The sequence below is a fragment of the Aeromonas oralensis genome (genome assembly GCF_049665575.1).
GTDB classification, from domain to species: Bacteria; Pseudomonadota; Gammaproteobacteria; order Enterobacterales; family Aeromonadaceae; genus Aeromonas; species Aeromonas hydrophila.
Map to the genome: position 1 here is coordinate 120,791 of NZ_CP187186.1, position 15,513 is coordinate 136,303.

Sequence of the window (15,513 nt, forward strand, 5' to 3'; positions counted from 1 at the left end):
GTGCCTCTTCCATCTGGGCGACTCGCGCTGTGGTTGACGCTGGATGCCGTCACCGGTATCGGTCCGGTCACCGCCGCTCGCCTGCTGGCCCATTTTGGCGGTGACATTGTCACCCTGTTCGACGCCGACGACGGCACCTTGCGAGCTCTTGGTCTGCAGAGCGCTCAAATCCAGCAGTTGAGGTGGCCCCAGCCGGTTGTCGAGCAGGCGCTGAGCTGGGCCGCCGAGCCCGGCAATCACCTCCTGTGTCCGGATGACCCCGTCTATCCCGCTTTGCTCAAAGAGATCCCCGCCACCCCGCTGCTGCTCTACTGCCGTGGCAACCTGGCAGATCTGTCTGTTCCACAGCTGGCGATGGTCGGCACGCGCCATCCCACCTATGCCGGCAAGGACAATGCCGCCCGCCTCTGTGGTGAGCTGATCGCCTGCGGGCTGGCCATTACCTCCGGACTGGCGCTTGGCATCGACGGGGTGTGTCATCAGCAGGCGCTGGCGGCGGGGGGGACTACCCTGGCGGTGCTGGGCTCAGGGCTCGACTGCCTCTATCCGAAGCGCCATCAGGGGTTGGCTATGGAGATCCTGGCGCAAGGCGGCTTGCTTATCTCCGAGCTGGCGCCCGATAAGGGGCCGCTGGCCGAGCACTTTCCACGGCGCAATCGCATCATCAGTGGCTTGTCGCTGGGTACCCTGGTGGTAGAGGCGGCCGAGCAGAGTGGTTCGCTCATCACGGCCCGTTATGCATTGGAGCAGGGGCGAGAGGTCTTTGCTGTACCTGGTGCCCCGCAAAACGTGCAGGCACTGGGTTGCAACAAATTAATCCAGCAGGGCGCCAAACTTGTATTGAGCGCGGCCGATATAGTGGAAGAGCTGCCCGGATTTGTCGGTCTGCTGCAGCAAGTGGCTGACTTGTCTGAGCATTCGAATAATAGCGAATTGCCTTATGCCGATTTGTTGGATAACGTAGATTATGAGACCACGAGCGTGGATACCGTTGCCGAACGGTCCCAGCTTCCTGTCGAAGTGGTATTGGGCAGGCTGGTAGAGCTGGAGCTGGCCGGTGCAGTGATGGCGGTAGCCGGTGGATACGTCAGAGCGAGGAGGGCGAATCATGTTTGATGTATTGATGTACCTTTTCGAGACCTACATCCACAGCGATGCAGATGTGATGGTCGAGCAGAATGAACTCACCGACGAACTGAGCCGGGCAGGTTTCGACAAAGACGAGATCGAGAAGGCGCTCAACTGGCTGGAGCGACTGGCCAACCTGCATGACAGCGAGCGGGAGGTCTACGTGGCCGCCAGCGCGCAAGGCTCCATGCGTATCTATGCTCCACAAGAACTGACACGCCTCAGTACCGAGTGCCGCGGTTTCCTGCTGTTTCTGGAACAAGCCCAGGTACTCAATGCCGAAACCCGCGAAATCTGCATCGAGCGCCTGCTCGAGCTTGATAAACCGGATATCGAGCTGGACGATCTGAAGTGGGTAGTCATGATGGTGCTGTTCAACGTACCGGGCAGTGAAAATGCCTACCAGCAGATGGAAGAGCTGGTGTTTGACGAGTCAGACGGTGTCATCCACTGACAGCCCGGTGCCGCGCTGGTAGAATTCAGGTCATCTGGATTTCAAGGCGCGGCCCATGTCAAAAATCGATCATCACCTCTTTTCAGCCCACGAACATGCCTTCGAGCGCGAACCGTGCCCGCAGTGTGGGGCCGAGCTGGTGATCCGCCAGGGCAAGCATGGTCCCTTCCTCGGTTGCTCCGCCTATCCTGTCTGCGATTACATCCGCTCCCTGACTCCATCCGGTCGTGATATCGAGAAGGTGCTTGAAGGCTCGGCCTGCCCGGATTGCGGCCAGCCACTGGCGATCAAGAAGGGGCGTTATGGTCTGTTTGTTGGTTGCACCCAGTATCCGGCTTGCCAGCACATCGAATCCCTGCAGGAGAGCGACGATACCCAGATCCTCTGCCCGGAGTGTGGCAAGGGGCACCTCATCAGCCGAACCTCCCGCTATGGCAAGCAGTTTTACTCTTGCGACGGCTACCCCCATTGCAAATATGTGGTGAATGACAAGCCGGTCCCCATGCCTTGCCCGCAATGTGGCTGGGGTATCATGGTGGAGAAAAAGGTGAGGGGAGCCCTGCGCTGGGTCTGCCCGCAAAAGAAATGCGGCCACCAGAGCGAGCAGGTATAATCCGGCCGCCACAAGCGAATTGAAACGTTTTCGGCGAACTTCAATCCCCCACTTGGAGTAAGGAAATTCCCACCATGAATAAACCCTTTGTTGCCGTATTGATGGGCTCTGATTCTGATTTTCCGGTGATGCAGACCACTCTAGAGGTGCTCAAGTCATTCGATATCGCGGTAGAAGTGAAAGTGACCTCCGCACACCGTACCCCGGCTGCGACGCATCAGTACGTGACCGACGCCGAAGCCCGTGGCTGCAAGGTCTTTATCTGTGCCGCCGGCCTCGCCGCTCACCTGGCGGGCGCCGTGGCAGGCATCACGACTCGTCCCGTGATCGGTGTGCCCATCGATGGCGGCCCGCTCAAGGGGCTGGATGCACTGCTTTCCACCGTGCAGATGCCAGGTGGGGTGCCGGTGGCGACCGTGGCGATCGGCAAGGCCGGCGCCAAGAATGCAGGCTATCTGGCAGCTCAGATGCTGGCAGTGGCGGATGATGAACTGGCGGCCAAGGTGCAGGCAGAACGCCAGAAAAATGCCGACGAGGTACTGGCCAAAGACGCTGCCTTACAGGCCCTGCTCAAGTAAGCTCCGGGACGGCAACCACCAGCCCGTTCGTCATCAACTTCTCGCTGGTCAATGAAGGGGACCGTCAGGGTCGCCGTTTCGTAGGCTCAATGTTAATCAATGATGAGGCGACAGCCCGGCTGTCGCATTTTTTATGCCCAATGAATTTGAACTTGCAGTTGCCGCCCTCCAGCGCGATGGGGTGATTGCCTATGCAACCGAGGCGGTATTTGGCCTGGGTTGTGATCCTGACTCCGAGTCAGCGGTACACCGTCTGCTGGCGATCAAGCAACGCCCGGTGGAGAAGGGGCTGATCCTGATCGCTGCCGATCTGGCTCAGTTGCAGGATTATATCGATCTGGACCAGCTTACCGACGAGCAGATGGCCCGAGTGAAAGCGAGCTGGCCTGGTCCCTTCACCTGGATCATGCCGGCGCGCAGCAATACCCCGGCCTGGCTGACCGGTCAGTTCACTACCCTGGCGGTGCGTGTGACGGCTCATCCGCAGGTGCAGGCCTTGTGCCGCGCGTTTGGCAAGCCGCTGGTCTCTACCAGTGCCAACCTGACGGGTGAAGAGCCTGCCCGCCGGGTGGCGGATATCGGCGAATTGCTGGCGAGTCAGCTGGCCTATATCCTGCCCGGTGAAGTGGGGGGACAGGCCAATCCGTCCGAGATCAAGGATGCCAGAACCGGCGCCATCATCCGCCCCTCTTGAACCGTTCGAAGAGCAGTAATGCGGATCGGCTTAGCCCATCCGGCGACAACACAATAATAGGGTCAGGCGACGATCCTGGCTGACTGGAGACAAGATGAGCAAACCGGATGTGGCCCAGGTCAAGGCCTTCCTGCTGCAGTTGCAGGACGAGATCTGCCGTGGTCTGGAACTGACCGATGGCGCCGGACACTTTGTGGAAGATGCCTGGTGCCGCGAAGGGGGTGGCGGTGGCCGCACTCGCGTGCTGCGTCACGGTGCCGTGATCGAGCAGGGAGGGGTCAACTTCTCCCACGTTCATGGCGACGCCATGCCGGCCTCGGCGACGGCCCATCGGCCGGAACTGGCGGGCCGCCGGTTTGAGGCCATGGGAGTGTCGCTGGTGATCCACCCACACAATCCGTATGTGCCGACCAGCCACGCCAATGTGCGCTTCTTCATCGCCGAGAAAGAGGGGGAGGAGCCGATCTGGTGGTTTGGTGGCGGCTTCGATCTCACCCCGTTTTATCCGTTCGAAGAGGACGTACGGCATTGGCATCAGGTCTCCTTCGATCTTTGTCAGCCGTTCGGCACCGATATTTATCCCGAGCTCAAATCCTGGTGTGATCGCTACTTCTTCCTCAAGCACCGGGACGAGACGCGCGGCGTCGGCGGCCTCTTCTTCGATGACCTGAATCGCTGGCCGTTTGCCGACTGTTTCGCCTTTATGCAGGCGGTTGGCAAGGGCTATCTCGATGCCTACCTGCCGATTGTCGAGCGTCGCAAGGCGCTGGCTTATGGCGAACGGGAGCGGGAATTCCAGCTCTATCGTCGTGGCCGCTATGTGGAGTTCAATCTGGTGTATGACCGTGGAACCCTGTTTGGCTTGCAGACTGGCGGGCGTACCGAGTCGATCCTGATGTCGATGCCGCCGCTGGCGCGCTGGGAATATGACTGGCATCCGTCCGCGGGCAGCCCGGAAGCATTGCTCTACAGTGACTACCTCAAACCGCGCGAGTGGTTGTGACCAGAGGGGCCATGATGGCCCCTTCTTATTGGCCGATATTCGGCTTGTTCCTGAGTGCGAAAACCCGTTAAATCGGGAGATTGCCCTCTGAAGGAACTCTTTGATGGATCGTTATCTGGTTTTTGGCCACCCGGTGCGCCACAGCAAATCTCCCTTTATTCATACCCTGTTTGCCAGGCAAACCCAGCAGGAGCTGGAATATGGTCTGGCCGAGCCGGCCGTCGAAGAGTTCGCCACCAGTCTGAGAGACTTCTTTGCCCAAGGTGGCAAGGGGTGCAATGTCACCGTCCCCTTCAAGGAGCAGGCATTTGCCCTGGTCGATCGACTGAGCCCTCGGGCCCGGCGGGCGGGGGCCGTCAACACCATCAAGCTGACCGATGATGGCGTACTGCTGGGTGACAACACAGATGGTGCCGGGTTGGTGGCCGATCTCAAGGCGCATGGTGTGGCACTTGCCGGCAGCAGGATCCTGCTACTAGGGGCGGGTGGCGCTGCGCGCGGTGCGCTGGCTCCGCTGCTGGCCGAGCAACCCGAGGCATTGGTTATCGCCAACCGTACTCACGCCAGGGCGGAGCAGCTGGCTGCCGAGTTTCGTGATCTGGGGGCGGTTAGTGCCCAGACCTATGAACAGCTGGGCGGCCATTTCGATCTGATCATCAACTCCACCTCCGCCAGTCTGCAGGGGGAGTTGCCTCCGCTGGTGCCTGCCCTGATCCACGCCGATATCGCCATCTACGACATGATGTACGGTGCGACCGATACTCCCTTTATCGCATGGGCCAAGGGGCAGGGGGCTCGCCAGACCGTAGATGGCCTCGGCATGTTGGTGGAACAGGCGGCAGAAGCCTTTACCGTGTGGCGCGGAATCCGGCCAGGGACTAAACAGGTATTGAGAGAACTGAAACGAAATCTGGGGACCCTATGAACCAAGGCATCTTGTTTCCCGAGCTGGTCAACTGGCAAGCGCACGAACAGCGGATCCACTTTCCTGCCCAGCAGATGGGGGCGCTGGTGGATTGCTACATCAGTCGCCGGCGTCTGGAGAAAATGACCGGGCTCTCCCTCGCCAGAGAGGAAGACATCCTGCGAGCCTTCGAAAGCGTGCGTTTTGACATCGAGGAGATTGCTGAAAAACTCATTGAGGAACAGGAGTTTGCAGAAGATGGCGCCATCTACCTCTGATTTTTTCAAGTTTTTTCTCAAAGCAGCGGAACTTGTGCCAAGTTGTGCTGACTAACTAGATAGTTGAGGAAGTGCTAGCTAGTCACCTTTATAACTCCCCGGTATTCGTACTGGGGATTTTTTTATCTATATGAAAAATAACATGATTTATGTAATTCATTTTTCGTGAAACTTAATTACATAAATTACTTTCACTTTCTGCTGCTTTGCTATACAGTTAGCAACGTAGGGTACAGAGGTAAGATGTTCTATCTTTCAGACCTTTTATTTCACGTAATTGAATGTGGCTGAATAGCGACCCCGGTGAGTCATCATCGGGGTGTTTTTTTATGGGTTGCGTTTAGAGTAAATGCTTTAATGTTGGCGAATGTTTGTTAGAATGAAGGGGCTTCTTGAGGAAAACCAGTCGTCTTTGTTCTCAAGATTTAGCTTCTTCCCAATTTTTGAACTGATTGTTTAAGGCCGGTACTGCGTTTGCAGAACCGGCCTCATTTTTATCCTTTCCATTGACTGCTTTGTAATAAAATTTCACTTTGGTACTTATTTGGTGATGGAGCGCCTCCACCGGCATCTATTTTTGAAAACGTTGCCAATGGGATTAAAAGTTAATTGTTATATAGAATTAACTGTTTATCCCATTGATAAAAATAGTGTTTCAAGAACTCATCGTAGGGAGTGGGTGATGTCACTGGCGAGAGGGGTTATGGCAAGCAGACTGAAAGCCTTTCAATCAGCGGAGGAGCTGCTCCGCCAATTGCAGGGTTTGGTGGTCGTGTATACAGGACGTAGCTTACTCCTCGAGCGGCGCTTGCTCATCGTCAGCCATTTCATCGGCGCCTGCCAGATACCAGCCAGTCAGCGTCTGTGCCAGTTTTTCGACCCCGATCTGGGTCAGGGAAGAGAAGGCTTCCACCTGGATCTGCGGACCCAGCTCGGCTACGGCCTGACGTACCTTGATGACCTGATTGTTGCGCGGACCTGGGCTCAGTTTGTCGGCCTTGGTCAGCAGCAGCATGACCGGCAGTTTGCGGTGAGAGCTCCACTCCAGCATGTTCATATCGGTATCTTTGAGCGGGTGACGGATGTCCATCAGGATCACCAGACCTTTCAGTGACTCACGACGCTGCAGATATTCCGCCAGCGACTTTTGCCACTTGAGCTTCATTTCCAGCGGAACCTGCGCATAACCGTAGCCCGGCAGGTCGACCAGACGCTTGCCCGGTTCCAGCTCAAACAGGTTGATCAGCTGGGTGCGTCCCGGCGTCTTACTGGTGCGAGCCAGGTTCTTGTGCTTGGTCAAGGTATTCAATGCAGATGACTTACCGGCGTTGGAACGGCCGGCAAACGCAATCTCGACACCCCCATCATTTGGCAGGTGACGGATGTCGGGTGCGCTGGTCACAAAATGCACCTTATTGAAATTCAGAGTTTGTGTATCCAACGTAAATTCCCCATAGAGATAGAGGGTTATAGAGTTACTTTTTTGTGAAATCGTGTAAAATGGCGTCGCTTAAACGCGTTTATTTTAACATGCCTTCAGCGGCATGGGATCTGGAAGCCTAATAACGAGAAGTTGGAACGCCATGAAGAACCTAGTCATTACTCTTGCTCTGATGGTTGGCGTAACGGGGATGGCACAAGCCAAGGGCGATGCCGCTGCGGGACAAACCAAGGCTGCCGTTTGCGCGGCTTGTCATGGACCGGACGGCAACAGCCTAGTCGATATGTACCCCAAGATTGCTGGTCAGCACGCATCATATATCAAAAAGCAGTTAGTTGAACTGAAGGCTGCAGCTTCTGGTCAAACTGGCCGGGTTGCTCCCATCATGGGGCCGATGGCGCTTCCTCTGTCTGAACAGGACATGGAAGACCTGGCAGCCTACTTCTCCAGTCAGAAGGTGACGCCGCTCGCGGTACCCGATGACGCCGTCGCTGCAGGCAAGGCGCTTTACATGGGAGGGGACATGAGCCGTGGTCTGGCTGCCTGTACTGCCTGCCATGGTCCGCGCGGCTCTGGCGTCGAGCAGGCCAAGTATCCGAGCCTGTCCGGCCAGCATCCTGCCTACATCAAGGCCCAGCTTACAGCTTTCCGAGCCGCAGCCCGTGACAACGACCCGAACAGCATGATGCGGGACGTTGCCAAGAAGCTGACCGATCAGGATATCGAAGTACTGTCCAAATATGTGGCAGGTCTGCACTGATCAAGCAGGATGATATTATCTCATTGATATTGACGAGGAGCCGCCGGCTCCTCGTTTCTTTTCGGCCTTTAACACCATTTGGCCAATTTTTTCTCGCATTGTTGTAAGAGATCTCCCATTCCTCAGCCTGGCCAGGGCTTAAACATTTTTAGAAAAATGCTTAGTAATTCATTAATTTCAATATGTTAAATGACAATAAGTCGTTTATCTCCGTTTGAAAACGTTCCCGATGGATTGAGTCACTTTATTAAATTGATACAGTGGATGCATGGAATGACCCACGCGGTGGTTCACGACCGGGATGTCGTGAAGACAGGATGTCGATGAGGCGGGATGCCAAGGGCCACGTGAGTGGCCGGCAATGGATTGAAAGACTAGGATGGTGACCGTTCAGGAAGAGCGGGGCTGCGGGAAGCAACCACCCCAGAAGATGACCGGACGTCGTCTGCATGGGTCAGGCAAGCACACGCACATTCAGGATCGACCAATTAAGGTCAGGATGACCATACACAAAGATATGATGCGCAGAGGTATCACCACGGACAGGGTGATTTGCAGCCAGGGATGGGACTCGCATAAACATATCAAGGCAGCTTCGGCTGCCTTTTTTCTTTTGGGTCATTAACCCGCTTGGTCATTCTGTGTCAAAATACCAGCAACATGCCCAGAGGATGCCGATCCTGCGGTATTCGAAGGCCATTTATGGCCGGATTGGTGCAGAATCCCGCTCTGTTTCTAATCCATCGTTCCCCGTGTCAGCATCCTCTTCCGGACCTTTTCGAACCGGAAACGGGTTTCAATCCAGTTATTTGTCGGAGTCATTCATTCATGTCGGCTAAACAACCCAATCGCAAACCTGCCGGTAAGCGCAAAGAATCAGATGCCAGTGCCCAGGAAGGCCGTGAGCGCAAACGCGCCGCCAAGCGCAAGGGCTTGAAGGCAGGATCCCGCCAGCAGGTCGAGCAGGCCGGCAAGAAGAGTGGAACCAAGCAGGCCAAGGATCCGCGCATCGGTTCCCGCAAGCCAGTTGTTCTTATCGTGGAAGAGAAGAGCAGCAAGCCGGTCGCGCCCAAGCAGGTCAAAGAGAAGAAGCTGGTGATGACGCCGGAGCAGGAGCTGGCCTCCATCGAGAATGATGATCGCCTGAATGACCTGCTGGATCGGCTCGATGCCGGTGAGACCCTGGAAGCAACCGAGCAGGCCTGGGTCGATCAGCGGGTTGACCGCTATCAGGAACTGATGGACGAGCTTGGCATCATCGACACTGATGATGACGAAGATGAAGCTGACTTTGATGAGGTCGATTTTGACGAGCCGGGCCAGCCAGCCTCCGAAGAGGAGCTGTGGGATCGTTTCACCCAGGTCGACTATCAGCCAGAGCCTAAGCCTGAGCCGAAGAAAAAGTGATGAGTGGATGGATGCTGGCCGCCTTGCTGGGCGGCCTGATTTTGTTGGGGCTGGCCTGGTATGCAGGTACCCTGCTGGCACGTCTCAAGCGCCAGCACGACAGCCAGCAGCAGGCTATCGCGGCCCGCAATGAACGGATCCTCGAGAGTGTCAGGGTGATAGCCCATGCGGTACGGGATGGTCAGTGCGACTACTCCGAGGGTGCCATCCGGTTGACCAATCTGCTGGATGCGTTGCAGATCAAGGGCGGTCGCGCCTTTGCCGGCGAATTTCCGGGTTTGTACGGTCTCTACGAGAAGGTGAAGGAGATGCCGACTCATGAGGCGAGACGGGCCCTCAAGCGCAATGAAGTTATGAAGATGGATCTCGAACGCAGTGGCTATGAGGCCGAGCTGGAGGCGCAGATCCTCGAGGATGTGGCCAGACTGAAGGATTTTCAGTTAAGCCGGTGAGCCGATAACAAAAAAGAGGAAGCAAGCGTGCAAGCAGAACAGATTGTGTGGGATCAGGCCCTGATCGAGAAATATAACTACAGCGGTCCGCGTTACACCTCCTATCCCACTGCGCTGGAGTTCAACGAGGGTTTCGGTTATCCGGACTTCGTCCAGGCCGCGAGCCAGTATCCGGCGCGCAACCTGTCGCTCTACGTGCATATCCCCTTCTGTCACAAGCTCTGCTACTACTGCGGCTGCAACAAGGTGATCACCCGTCACCGTCACAAGGCCGATCAGTACCTCGATTTCCTCGAGCAGGAGATCAAGGCGCAGGCTCCGCTGTTCAAGCAGCGGCTGGTGACCCAGCTGCACTGGGGCGGCGGCACGCCCACCTATCTGGATGAACCCCAGACACGCCGACTGATGGCCATGTTGCGGGAGCATTTCCACTTCGCCGAAGAGGGCGAAATCAGCATCGAGGTGGATCCGCGCGAGATCGAGCTCTCCATGCTGGACGTACTGCGGGAAATCGGCTTCAACCGCATCAGCCTCGGCGTGCAGGACTTCAACAAGGAGGTCCAGGCCGCGGTCAACCGCGAGCAGGACAACGACTTCATCCGCGCCATGCTGGAGCAGGCTCGCGAACTGGGCTTTCGTTCCACCAACCTGGATCTCATCTACGGTCTGCCGCACCAGAACCGGGAGAGCTTCCATCACACTCTGGAAGAGGTGCTCAAGACCGATCCGGCCCGCCTCTCCATCTTCAACTATGCCCACCTGCCCAGTCGTTTTGCCGCCCAGCACAAGCTGAAAGAGGCCGACATGCCGGCGCCGCAGGAAAAACTGGCCATGCTGCAGGACACCATCGCTTTTCTGACCGGCCGTGGTTATCAGTTCATCGGCATGGATCACTTCGCCAAGCCGGACGACGAGCTGGCGGTGGCCCAGCGTGAGGGCAAGCTGCACCGCAACTTCCAGGGCTATACCACCCAGGGGGATTGCGATCTGCTGGGGCTGGGGGTCTCCTCCATCAGCATGATCGGTGATGCCTATTCCCAGAACCAGAAAGAGCTCAAGGCCTACTATGGCCAGGTGGAAACGCTGGGGCATGCCCAGTGGAAGGGGTGCTCTCTCAATCAGGACGACCTGATCCGCCGCGAGGTGATCAAGCGCCTCATCTGTGATTTTCGCCTGAACTTTGCCGCCGTCGAGCAGGCCCATGGCCTGGCGTTCAGGGAGTACTTCGCGGAGGATCTCAAACTGCTGCAGACCTTCATCGATGACGGCCTGGTGCGCATGACCGAAGAGGGGCTGGAAGTGGTCTCCACCGGTCAGCTGCTGATCCGCAACATCTGCATGTGTTTCGATGTCTACCTGCGGAGCAAGGCGCGCCAGCAGCAGTTCTCCCGGGTGATCTGATGCCCTTAGTCGTGCAGACAATAAAAAACCGCCTCTCGGCGGTTTTTTATTGGGCGCGGAGCCAAGTGCTTAACGCCGGGCTGCGCGGGCACTCAGTTCGGCCTTCTCGCTCTCGCTCAGGAAGGCCAGGGTCAGGCCGTTCTGCTGGGCGGTGCGGATCTCGCTCACCGTCATGCCGGCAGCCGGGGCCGCCACCTCGTATTCGTGGGGCAGGTCGATACCTTCTACCGCAGGGTCGTCGGTGTTGAGGCAAGCCAGCACGCCGGCGGCCAGGAACTGGCGGATCGGGTGTTCGGTCAGGCTCGCCACCGTGGTGGTCTGAACGTTGGAGGTGAGGCAGGACTCGATGCCGATGCGGTGCTCGGCCAGATAGGCCATCAGGGCCGGATCCTGAATGGCTTTGACGCCGTGACCGATACGTTCGGCACCCAGCTCGCGAATGGCCTGCCACATGCTCTCGGGGCCAGCGGCTTCACCGGCGTGCACGGTGACGCGCATGCCCGCATCACGCACCCGGCGGAAGTGGTCGGTGAACAGCTCGCCCGGGAAGCCCAGCTCGTCGCCGGCCAGATCGATGGCGACGAGCCGATCGCGATGGGCCAGACAGGCATCCAGCTCTTGCTTGCACTGCTCGGTGCCGAAGGTGCGGCTCATGATGCCGATCAGGTTGGTCTTGATGCCGAAGTCGCGGCTGCCGGCCGCCACGCCGTCGATGATGGCCTCGACCACGCCCTGCGGGTGGAGCTTGTGGGCCATCGCCATGTAGGCCGGACTGAAACGCAGCTCGGCATAGTCAATGCCGGCGCGCAGCAGATCTTCCACGTTTTCGTAGGCGACCCGGCGGCAGGCGTCGTAGTCGGCCAGTACGGCCACGCCCCAGTCCAGCTTCTTGAGGAAAGCGACCAGGCTCGGCTCATTCTCGACGATCTGCACATGGGGGCGCAGTGCCTCCAGCTCGAAGGCGGGCAGTTGAATGTTGTGCTGACGGCCCAGCTCGAGGATGGTCTGCGGGCGGATGTTGCCGTCCAGATGGCGGTGCAGGTCGGTCAGGGGAAGAGATCTGTCAATCATGATGGCGCCTTCTTCGAGTCGGGAGTGAAAGCCTGCCATTCTAGGCAGGGATCTCAAAAAAGATACCCCGTTTGAAATCAAACGGGGTCTTATTGGTCGGTGATTTGCCAAGGCGTGATGGGAATCGTTTTTCCCAAGGACTCAGGAGAGGTCGAGTTCTTTCAGCTTGCGGGTGAGGGTGTTGCGTCCCCAACCGAGCAGCCGCGCCGCCTCCTGCTTGTGACCATGGGTATGGTCAAGCGCCGTTTCCAGCATGATCCGCTCGAACTGGGGCAGGGCATCGGCCAGGATGTCGGTCTCCCCCAGCGCCAGTTTGGCGGCGACCCAGTCCTGCAACTGCTGCTGCCAGCCGCCGGACAGGGCCGGCTGGCCCGGTTCGGCGGTGCTGGTGATGGGGGTCAGCAGCTCGGTAGGCAGATCGCTCACCAGCACCTCCTGGCCCGAGGCCATCACGGTGAGCCAGCGGCAGACGTTCTCCAGCTGGCGCACGTTGCCCGGCCAGGGCAGGCGGCTGATGTAGGCCTGGGTATCCGGATGCAGGCTCTTGGCCTCCACGTTCAGCTCCTTGGCCGCCCGCAGCAGGAAGTGCTGGGCCAGCTGGGGAATGTCCTCACGCCGCTCCTTGAGGGCGGGTATGTGGATCCGGATGACATTGAGGCGGTGGAACAGGTCTTCCCGAAATTCGCCGTCTGCCACCCGTTTCTCCAGATTCTGGTGGGTGGCGGCGATGATCCGCACATCCACCTGCACCGGCTGATGGCCGCCGACCCGGTAGAACTGGCCGTCGGCCAGTACCCGCAGCAGTCGGGTCTGCACATCCAGCGGCATGTCGCCGATCTCGTCGAGAAACAGGGTGCCGCCGTCGGCCTGTTCGAAGCGGCCGTGGCGAATGCTGTTGGCGCCGGTGAAGGCCCCTTTCTCATGGCCGAACAGTTCCGATTCGATGAGATCTTTCGGGATGGCGGCCATGTTGAGGGCGATGAAGTTCTTGTGGGCGCGCGGGCTGTGCTTGTGCAGGGCGTGGGCGACCAGCTCCTTGCCGGTACCGCTCTGGCCGTTGATCAGCACCGAGATGCTGGAGCGCGACAGCCGGCCGATGGCGCGGAACACCTCCTGCATGGCCGGCGCCTCGCCGATGATCTCCGGGCTGCTGGCCGGATCCTGCTGGCGTGCCTTGCGTTTGGTGCGCTGCTCCTTGAGGTGATTCTCGGCGCGGCGCACCAGAGTTACCGCCTCGTCGATGTCGAACGGTTTGGGCAGGTATTCGAAGGCACCGCGCTGGTAGGCATTGACCGCGCTGTCGAGATCCGAGTGGGCGGTCATGATGATGATGGGCAGATCGGCCTGGCGGCGATGGATCTGCTCAAGCAGGCTGAGGCCGTCGATGCCGGGCATGCGGATATCGGAGAGGATCACGTCCGGTGAGCGCATTTCCAGCGAGCTCAGCAGTGCCTCGCCATCGGCGAAACTCTCGCACTCGAAACCTTCACTGCCGAGGGTGCGCTCCAGCACCCAGCGGATAGAACTGTCGTCATCGACGATCCACACTTTTGCTGTCATGACGTTCCCTTATTTGCGAAGCGGTAAAAAGATGGTGAATTCGGTGTGGCCTGGCCAGCTGATGCAGTCGATCCGCCCCTTGTGCTGGTCGATCAGGTTCTGGGCGATGGAGAGGCCGAGCCCGGTGCCCCCCTCCTTGCCAGTGATCATGGGATAGAACAGGGTGTCGCGGATGGCATCCGGGATGCCGGGGCCGTTGTCGATGATCTTGATCTCGGCCGCCAGCCGGTAGCGCTGGCCGTGGATGGTGATCTGGAAGGCCGTGCGGGTCTTGATGCGGATTAGGCCGGTCTGCTCGCCGATGGCCTCGGCGGCGTTGCGCACCATGTTGAGGAAGGCCTGTTGCAGCTGGTCCGGCTCCATCTCGAACTCCGGGATGCTGGGATCGTAATCCCGCTCGATACGCACCGTCGGCGGCAGCTCCAGTTCCACCAGCCGGCGAACCTGCTCCAGTACCGAGTGGACGTTGTGCATCTGGTGACGACCTGGGCGCTGAGGGCCGAGCAGGCGATCGACCAGCACTCGCAGCCGGTCGGCCTGTTCGATGATGATGCCGGTATATTCGCGCAGGGCGGGGTCGGGCAGCTCCTTTTGCAGCAGCTGGGCCGCGCCGCGCAGACCGCCGAGGGGATTCTTGATCTCGTGGGCCAGGCCGCGTACCAGCTCCTTGGCCGCCTGCTGCTGGGCATGCTGCTGCAGCTCCTGGCTGATCTTCTTCTGCTGGTCGATCTTGCGCAGCTCCACCACCATCAGCCGCTGCTCATGATCGGCCAGCGGGCTGACGCTCATCTCCACCAGTCTGGGCTCTCCTTCCACCACCAGGGTGACTTCACTGTCGGTGAAGCCTTGCCCCGAGCTGAGGCACTGCTTCAGCCGCTGAAGATCGAGGGAGATGTGTTCCAGCAGGTGGGGCAGTTCGATACCGATCAGCCGGCGCTGACTGAGGGAGAGCAACTGCTCGGCGGCCGGGTTGACGAATTGTATGCAGAGCCGCTCATCCATCAGGATGACGGCGGTCAGCAAGTTATCGAGCAGTATCTTGGCTTGATCCGGGCGGGTTGGCACAGGTTTCTCCCTAAAACGGTGCTATACACCAGCAATGCACCAATGTGGTGCATTTAGTCTACCCGTATCGAGGCACAGGATCACCCCTTGTTGTTGAGGGGGGTCACTTTGGGTGCAGGATTGATGCTGGCCCGGTGCAGGTAGAAGGTGACTGGTTTGGATTTAGCAAGGATCGTACCGTCTTTGGCGAGCAGCTCGAGCTGGGCCTCATGGGCACCGCGATCGAGGTTTTCGACCCGGATGGCGAGCGAGTTTTTAACGATGGGGGCTGCCTTGCCGTCCAGGGTCAGGCGCACATCGTACTGGGTTGGCGGTTGCGGGCTGATCTGACCCTGAAACACCACGTTGCCGGTGTTGTCACGCAGGGTGCTGCCCTGTTCTGGGGAGAGCAGCTCGATCACCAGCTTGGCCGCTTCCTTCTCTTTCTTGGCATCGACGCCGGTGAGGCTGTTGAAGTTGTCAACTTGCACCGAGCGGGGTGAGCTGCCGATGAAGGGGGCGACGCGCAGATCGACCTCCTTGGCTTTCTGGCCGGGAGGAGGGGCATCCGTGTAGTGAACGACTCCCTGGCTGTCGGTCCAGGAGTATACCTTTGCAGCCTGGGCGCCGGTGGCGGCCAGCAGCAACAGGCTCAGCATCCATACTGGGTCGGCGTTTTTCATCCATCTCTCCTTGACGGGATTTCGCTTAATCCTATCAGAGAA

Annotated in this window: 17 protein-coding genes; 12 read left to right on the forward strand and 5 right to left on the reverse strand. The window is 58.7% G+C overall.

Translation table 11 applies throughout. From position 1 onward, the window contains the following. From dprA to ACPDZI_RS00625, 8 genes are all read left to right on the forward strand, one after another. The gene (gene dprA / locus ACPDZI_RS00590; protein ID WP_438833843.1) at positions 1-1,116 is read left to right on the forward strand and encodes a DNA-processing protein DprA; all 1,116 of its coding nucleotides are present in this window, start codon (positions 1-3) and stop codon (positions 1,114-1,116) included. Beyond that, positions 1,109-1,582, forward strand: coding sequence for a DUF494 family protein (locus tag ACPDZI_RS00595; RefSeq protein ID WP_202012438.1), 474 nt, complete (start codon positions 1,109-1,111; stop codon positions 1,580-1,582). The genes dprA and ACPDZI_RS00595 overlap by 8 nt, the downstream gene beginning before the upstream one ends. A gap of 55 nt (positions 1,583-1,637) precedes the next feature. After that, positions 1,638-2,195 carry a DNA topoisomerase family protein gene (locus tag ACPDZI_RS00600; RefSeq protein WP_438377906.1) on the forward strand — a complete coding sequence of 186 codons (558 nt, stop codon included), beginning with the start codon at positions 1,638-1,640 and terminating at the stop codon, positions 2,193-2,195. A gap of 74 nt (positions 2,196-2,269) precedes the next feature. Beyond that, positions 2,270-2,773, forward strand: a complete 504-nt coding sequence (gene purE / locus ACPDZI_RS00605; RefSeq protein WP_011704271.1) for a 5-(carboxyamino)imidazole ribonucleotide mutase — start codon at positions 2,270-2,272, stop codon at positions 2,771-2,773. A gap of 133 nt (positions 2,774-2,906) precedes the next feature. Then, complete coding sequence (locus tag ACPDZI_RS00610) at positions 2,907-3,467, forward strand: Sua5/YciO/YrdC/YwlC family protein (protein ID WP_323934564.1); 561 nt, start codon at positions 2,907-2,909, stop codon at positions 3,465-3,467. 94 nt (positions 3,468-3,561) lie between these two features. Continuing rightward, complete coding sequence (gene hemF, locus ACPDZI_RS00615; protein WP_438833844.1) at positions 3,562-4,470, forward strand: oxygen-dependent coproporphyrinogen oxidase; 909 nt, start codon at positions 3,562-3,564, stop codon at positions 4,468-4,470. A 103-nt stretch (positions 4,471-4,573) separates the two neighbouring features. Further along, the gene (gene aroE, locus ACPDZI_RS00620) at positions 4,574-5,395 is read left to right on the forward strand and encodes a shikimate dehydrogenase (RefSeq protein WP_039214790.1); all 822 of its coding nucleotides are present in this window, start codon (positions 4,574-4,576) and stop codon (positions 5,393-5,395) included. Beyond that, on the forward strand, positions 5,392-5,652 hold the full coding sequence (locus ACPDZI_RS00625) for a DUF1488 domain-containing protein (protein WP_438833845.1): 261 nt from the start codon (positions 5,392-5,394) through the stop codon (positions 5,650-5,652). The genes aroE and ACPDZI_RS00625 overlap by 4 nt, the downstream gene beginning before the upstream one ends. Positions 5,653-6,442: 790 nt before the next feature. On the opposite strand, the gene yihA is transcribed toward ACPDZI_RS00625, so the two are convergent. After that, a complete protein-coding gene (gene yihA / locus ACPDZI_RS00630; RefSeq protein WP_029302461.1) occupies positions 6,443-7,093 on the reverse strand; it encodes a ribosome biogenesis GTP-binding protein YihA/YsxC in 651 nt (216 codons plus the stop codon). A gap of 142 nt (positions 7,094-7,235) precedes the next feature. Between yihA and ACPDZI_RS00635 the strand changes: the two genes are divergently transcribed. The 4 genes from ACPDZI_RS00635 (at position 7,236) to hemN (ending at position 11,113) form a co-directional block, all read left to right on the forward strand. Further along, on the forward strand, positions 7,236-7,853 hold the full coding sequence (locus ACPDZI_RS00635; protein WP_016349084.1) for a c-type cytochrome: 618 nt from the start codon (positions 7,236-7,238) through the stop codon (positions 7,851-7,853). An 828-nt stretch (positions 7,854-8,681) separates the two neighbouring features. After that, the gene (gene yihI / locus ACPDZI_RS00640) at positions 8,682-9,260 is read left to right on the forward strand and encodes a Der GTPase-activating protein YihI (protein ID WP_175610373.1); all 579 of its coding nucleotides are present in this window, start codon (positions 8,682-8,684) and stop codon (positions 9,258-9,260) included. An 11-nt stretch (positions 9,261-9,271) separates the two neighbouring features. Continuing rightward, complete coding sequence (locus ACPDZI_RS00645; RefSeq protein WP_016349087.1) at positions 9,272-9,712, forward strand: DUF2489 domain-containing protein; 441 nt, start codon at positions 9,272-9,274, stop codon at positions 9,710-9,712. Positions 9,713-9,739: 27 nt separating this feature from the next. After that, positions 9,740-11,113 (forward strand): oxygen-independent coproporphyrinogen III oxidase, encoded by a 1,374-nt coding sequence (gene hemN / locus ACPDZI_RS00650; protein WP_438833846.1) that lies wholly within the window; start codon positions 9,740-9,742, stop codon positions 11,111-11,113. A gap of 69 nt (positions 11,114-11,182) precedes the next feature. Here hemN and add read toward each other — a convergent pair whose 3' ends face one another. From add to ACPDZI_RS00670, 4 genes are all read right to left on the reverse strand, one after another. Next, positions 11,183-12,184: an adenosine deaminase gene (add, locus tag ACPDZI_RS00655; RefSeq protein ID WP_202012443.1), complete on the reverse strand. Its 1,002-nt coding sequence runs from the start codon at positions 12,182-12,184 to the stop codon at positions 11,183-11,185. Between the two features lie 141 nt (positions 12,185-12,325). Continuing rightward, positions 12,326-13,744, reverse strand: coding sequence for a nitrogen regulation protein NR(I) (glnG, locus tag ACPDZI_RS00660; protein WP_207138376.1), 1,419 nt, complete (start codon positions 13,742-13,744; stop codon positions 12,326-12,328). A gap of 9 nt (positions 13,745-13,753) precedes the next feature. Beyond that, the gene (gene glnL / locus ACPDZI_RS00665; protein ID WP_011704282.1) at positions 13,754-14,809 is read right to left on the reverse strand and encodes a nitrogen regulation protein NR(II); all 1,056 of its coding nucleotides are present in this window, start codon (positions 14,807-14,809) and stop codon (positions 13,754-13,756) included. A gap of 80 nt (positions 14,810-14,889) precedes the next feature. Beyond that, a complete protein-coding gene (locus ACPDZI_RS00670; protein WP_168968534.1) occupies positions 14,890-15,471 on the reverse strand; it encodes a DUF4124 domain-containing protein in 582 nt (193 codons plus the stop codon). Positions 15,472-15,513 lie beyond the last annotated feature (42 nt).

What these genes read in the sequence shown, in the direction of transcription:
- ACPDZI_RS00595 (WP_202012438.1), top strand. Translation starts at nt 1,109, where the DNA reads ATGTTTGATGTATTGATGTACCTTTTCGAGACCTACATCCACAGCGAT.
- ACPDZI_RS00600 (WP_438377906.1), top strand. Translation starts at nt 1,638, where the DNA reads ATGTCAAAAATCGATCATCACCTCTTTTCAGCCCACGAACATGCCTTC.
- purE (WP_011704271.1), top strand. Translation starts at nt 2,270, where the DNA reads ATGAATAAACCCTTTGTTGCCGTATTGATGGGCTCTGATTCTGATTTT.
- ACPDZI_RS00610 (WP_323934564.1), top strand. Translation starts at nt 2,907, where the DNA reads ATGCCCAATGAATTTGAACTTGCAGTTGCCGCCCTCCAGCGCGATGGG.
- hemF (WP_438833844.1), top strand. Translation starts at nt 3,562, where the DNA reads ATGAGCAAACCGGATGTGGCCCAGGTCAAGGCCTTCCTGCTGCAGTTG.
- aroE (WP_039214790.1), top strand. Translation starts at nt 4,574, where the DNA reads ATGGATCGTTATCTGGTTTTTGGCCACCCGGTGCGCCACAGCAAATCT.
- ACPDZI_RS00625 (WP_438833845.1), top strand. Translation starts at nt 5,392, where the DNA reads ATGAACCAAGGCATCTTGTTTCCCGAGCTGGTCAACTGGCAAGCGCAC.
- ACPDZI_RS00635 (WP_016349084.1), top strand. Translation starts at nt 7,236, where the DNA reads ATGAAGAACCTAGTCATTACTCTTGCTCTGATGGTTGGCGTAACGGGG.
- yihI (WP_175610373.1), top strand. Translation starts at nt 8,682, where the DNA reads ATGTCGGCTAAACAACCCAATCGCAAACCTGCCGGTAAGCGCAAAGAA.
- ACPDZI_RS00645 (WP_016349087.1), top strand. Translation starts at nt 9,272, where the DNA reads ATGCTGGCCGCCTTGCTGGGCGGCCTGATTTTGTTGGGGCTGGCCTGG.
- add (WP_202012443.1), bottom strand. Translation starts at nt 12,184, where the DNA reads ATGATTGACAGATCTCTTCCCCTGACCGACCTGCACCGCCATCTGGAC.
- glnG (WP_207138376.1), bottom strand. Translation starts at nt 13,744, where the DNA reads ATGACAGCAAAAGTGTGGATCGTCGATGACGACAGTTCTATCCGCTGG.
- ACPDZI_RS00670 (WP_168968534.1), bottom strand. Translation starts at nt 15,471, where the DNA reads ATGAAAAACGCCGACCCAGTATGGATGCTGAGCCTGTTGCTGCTGGCC.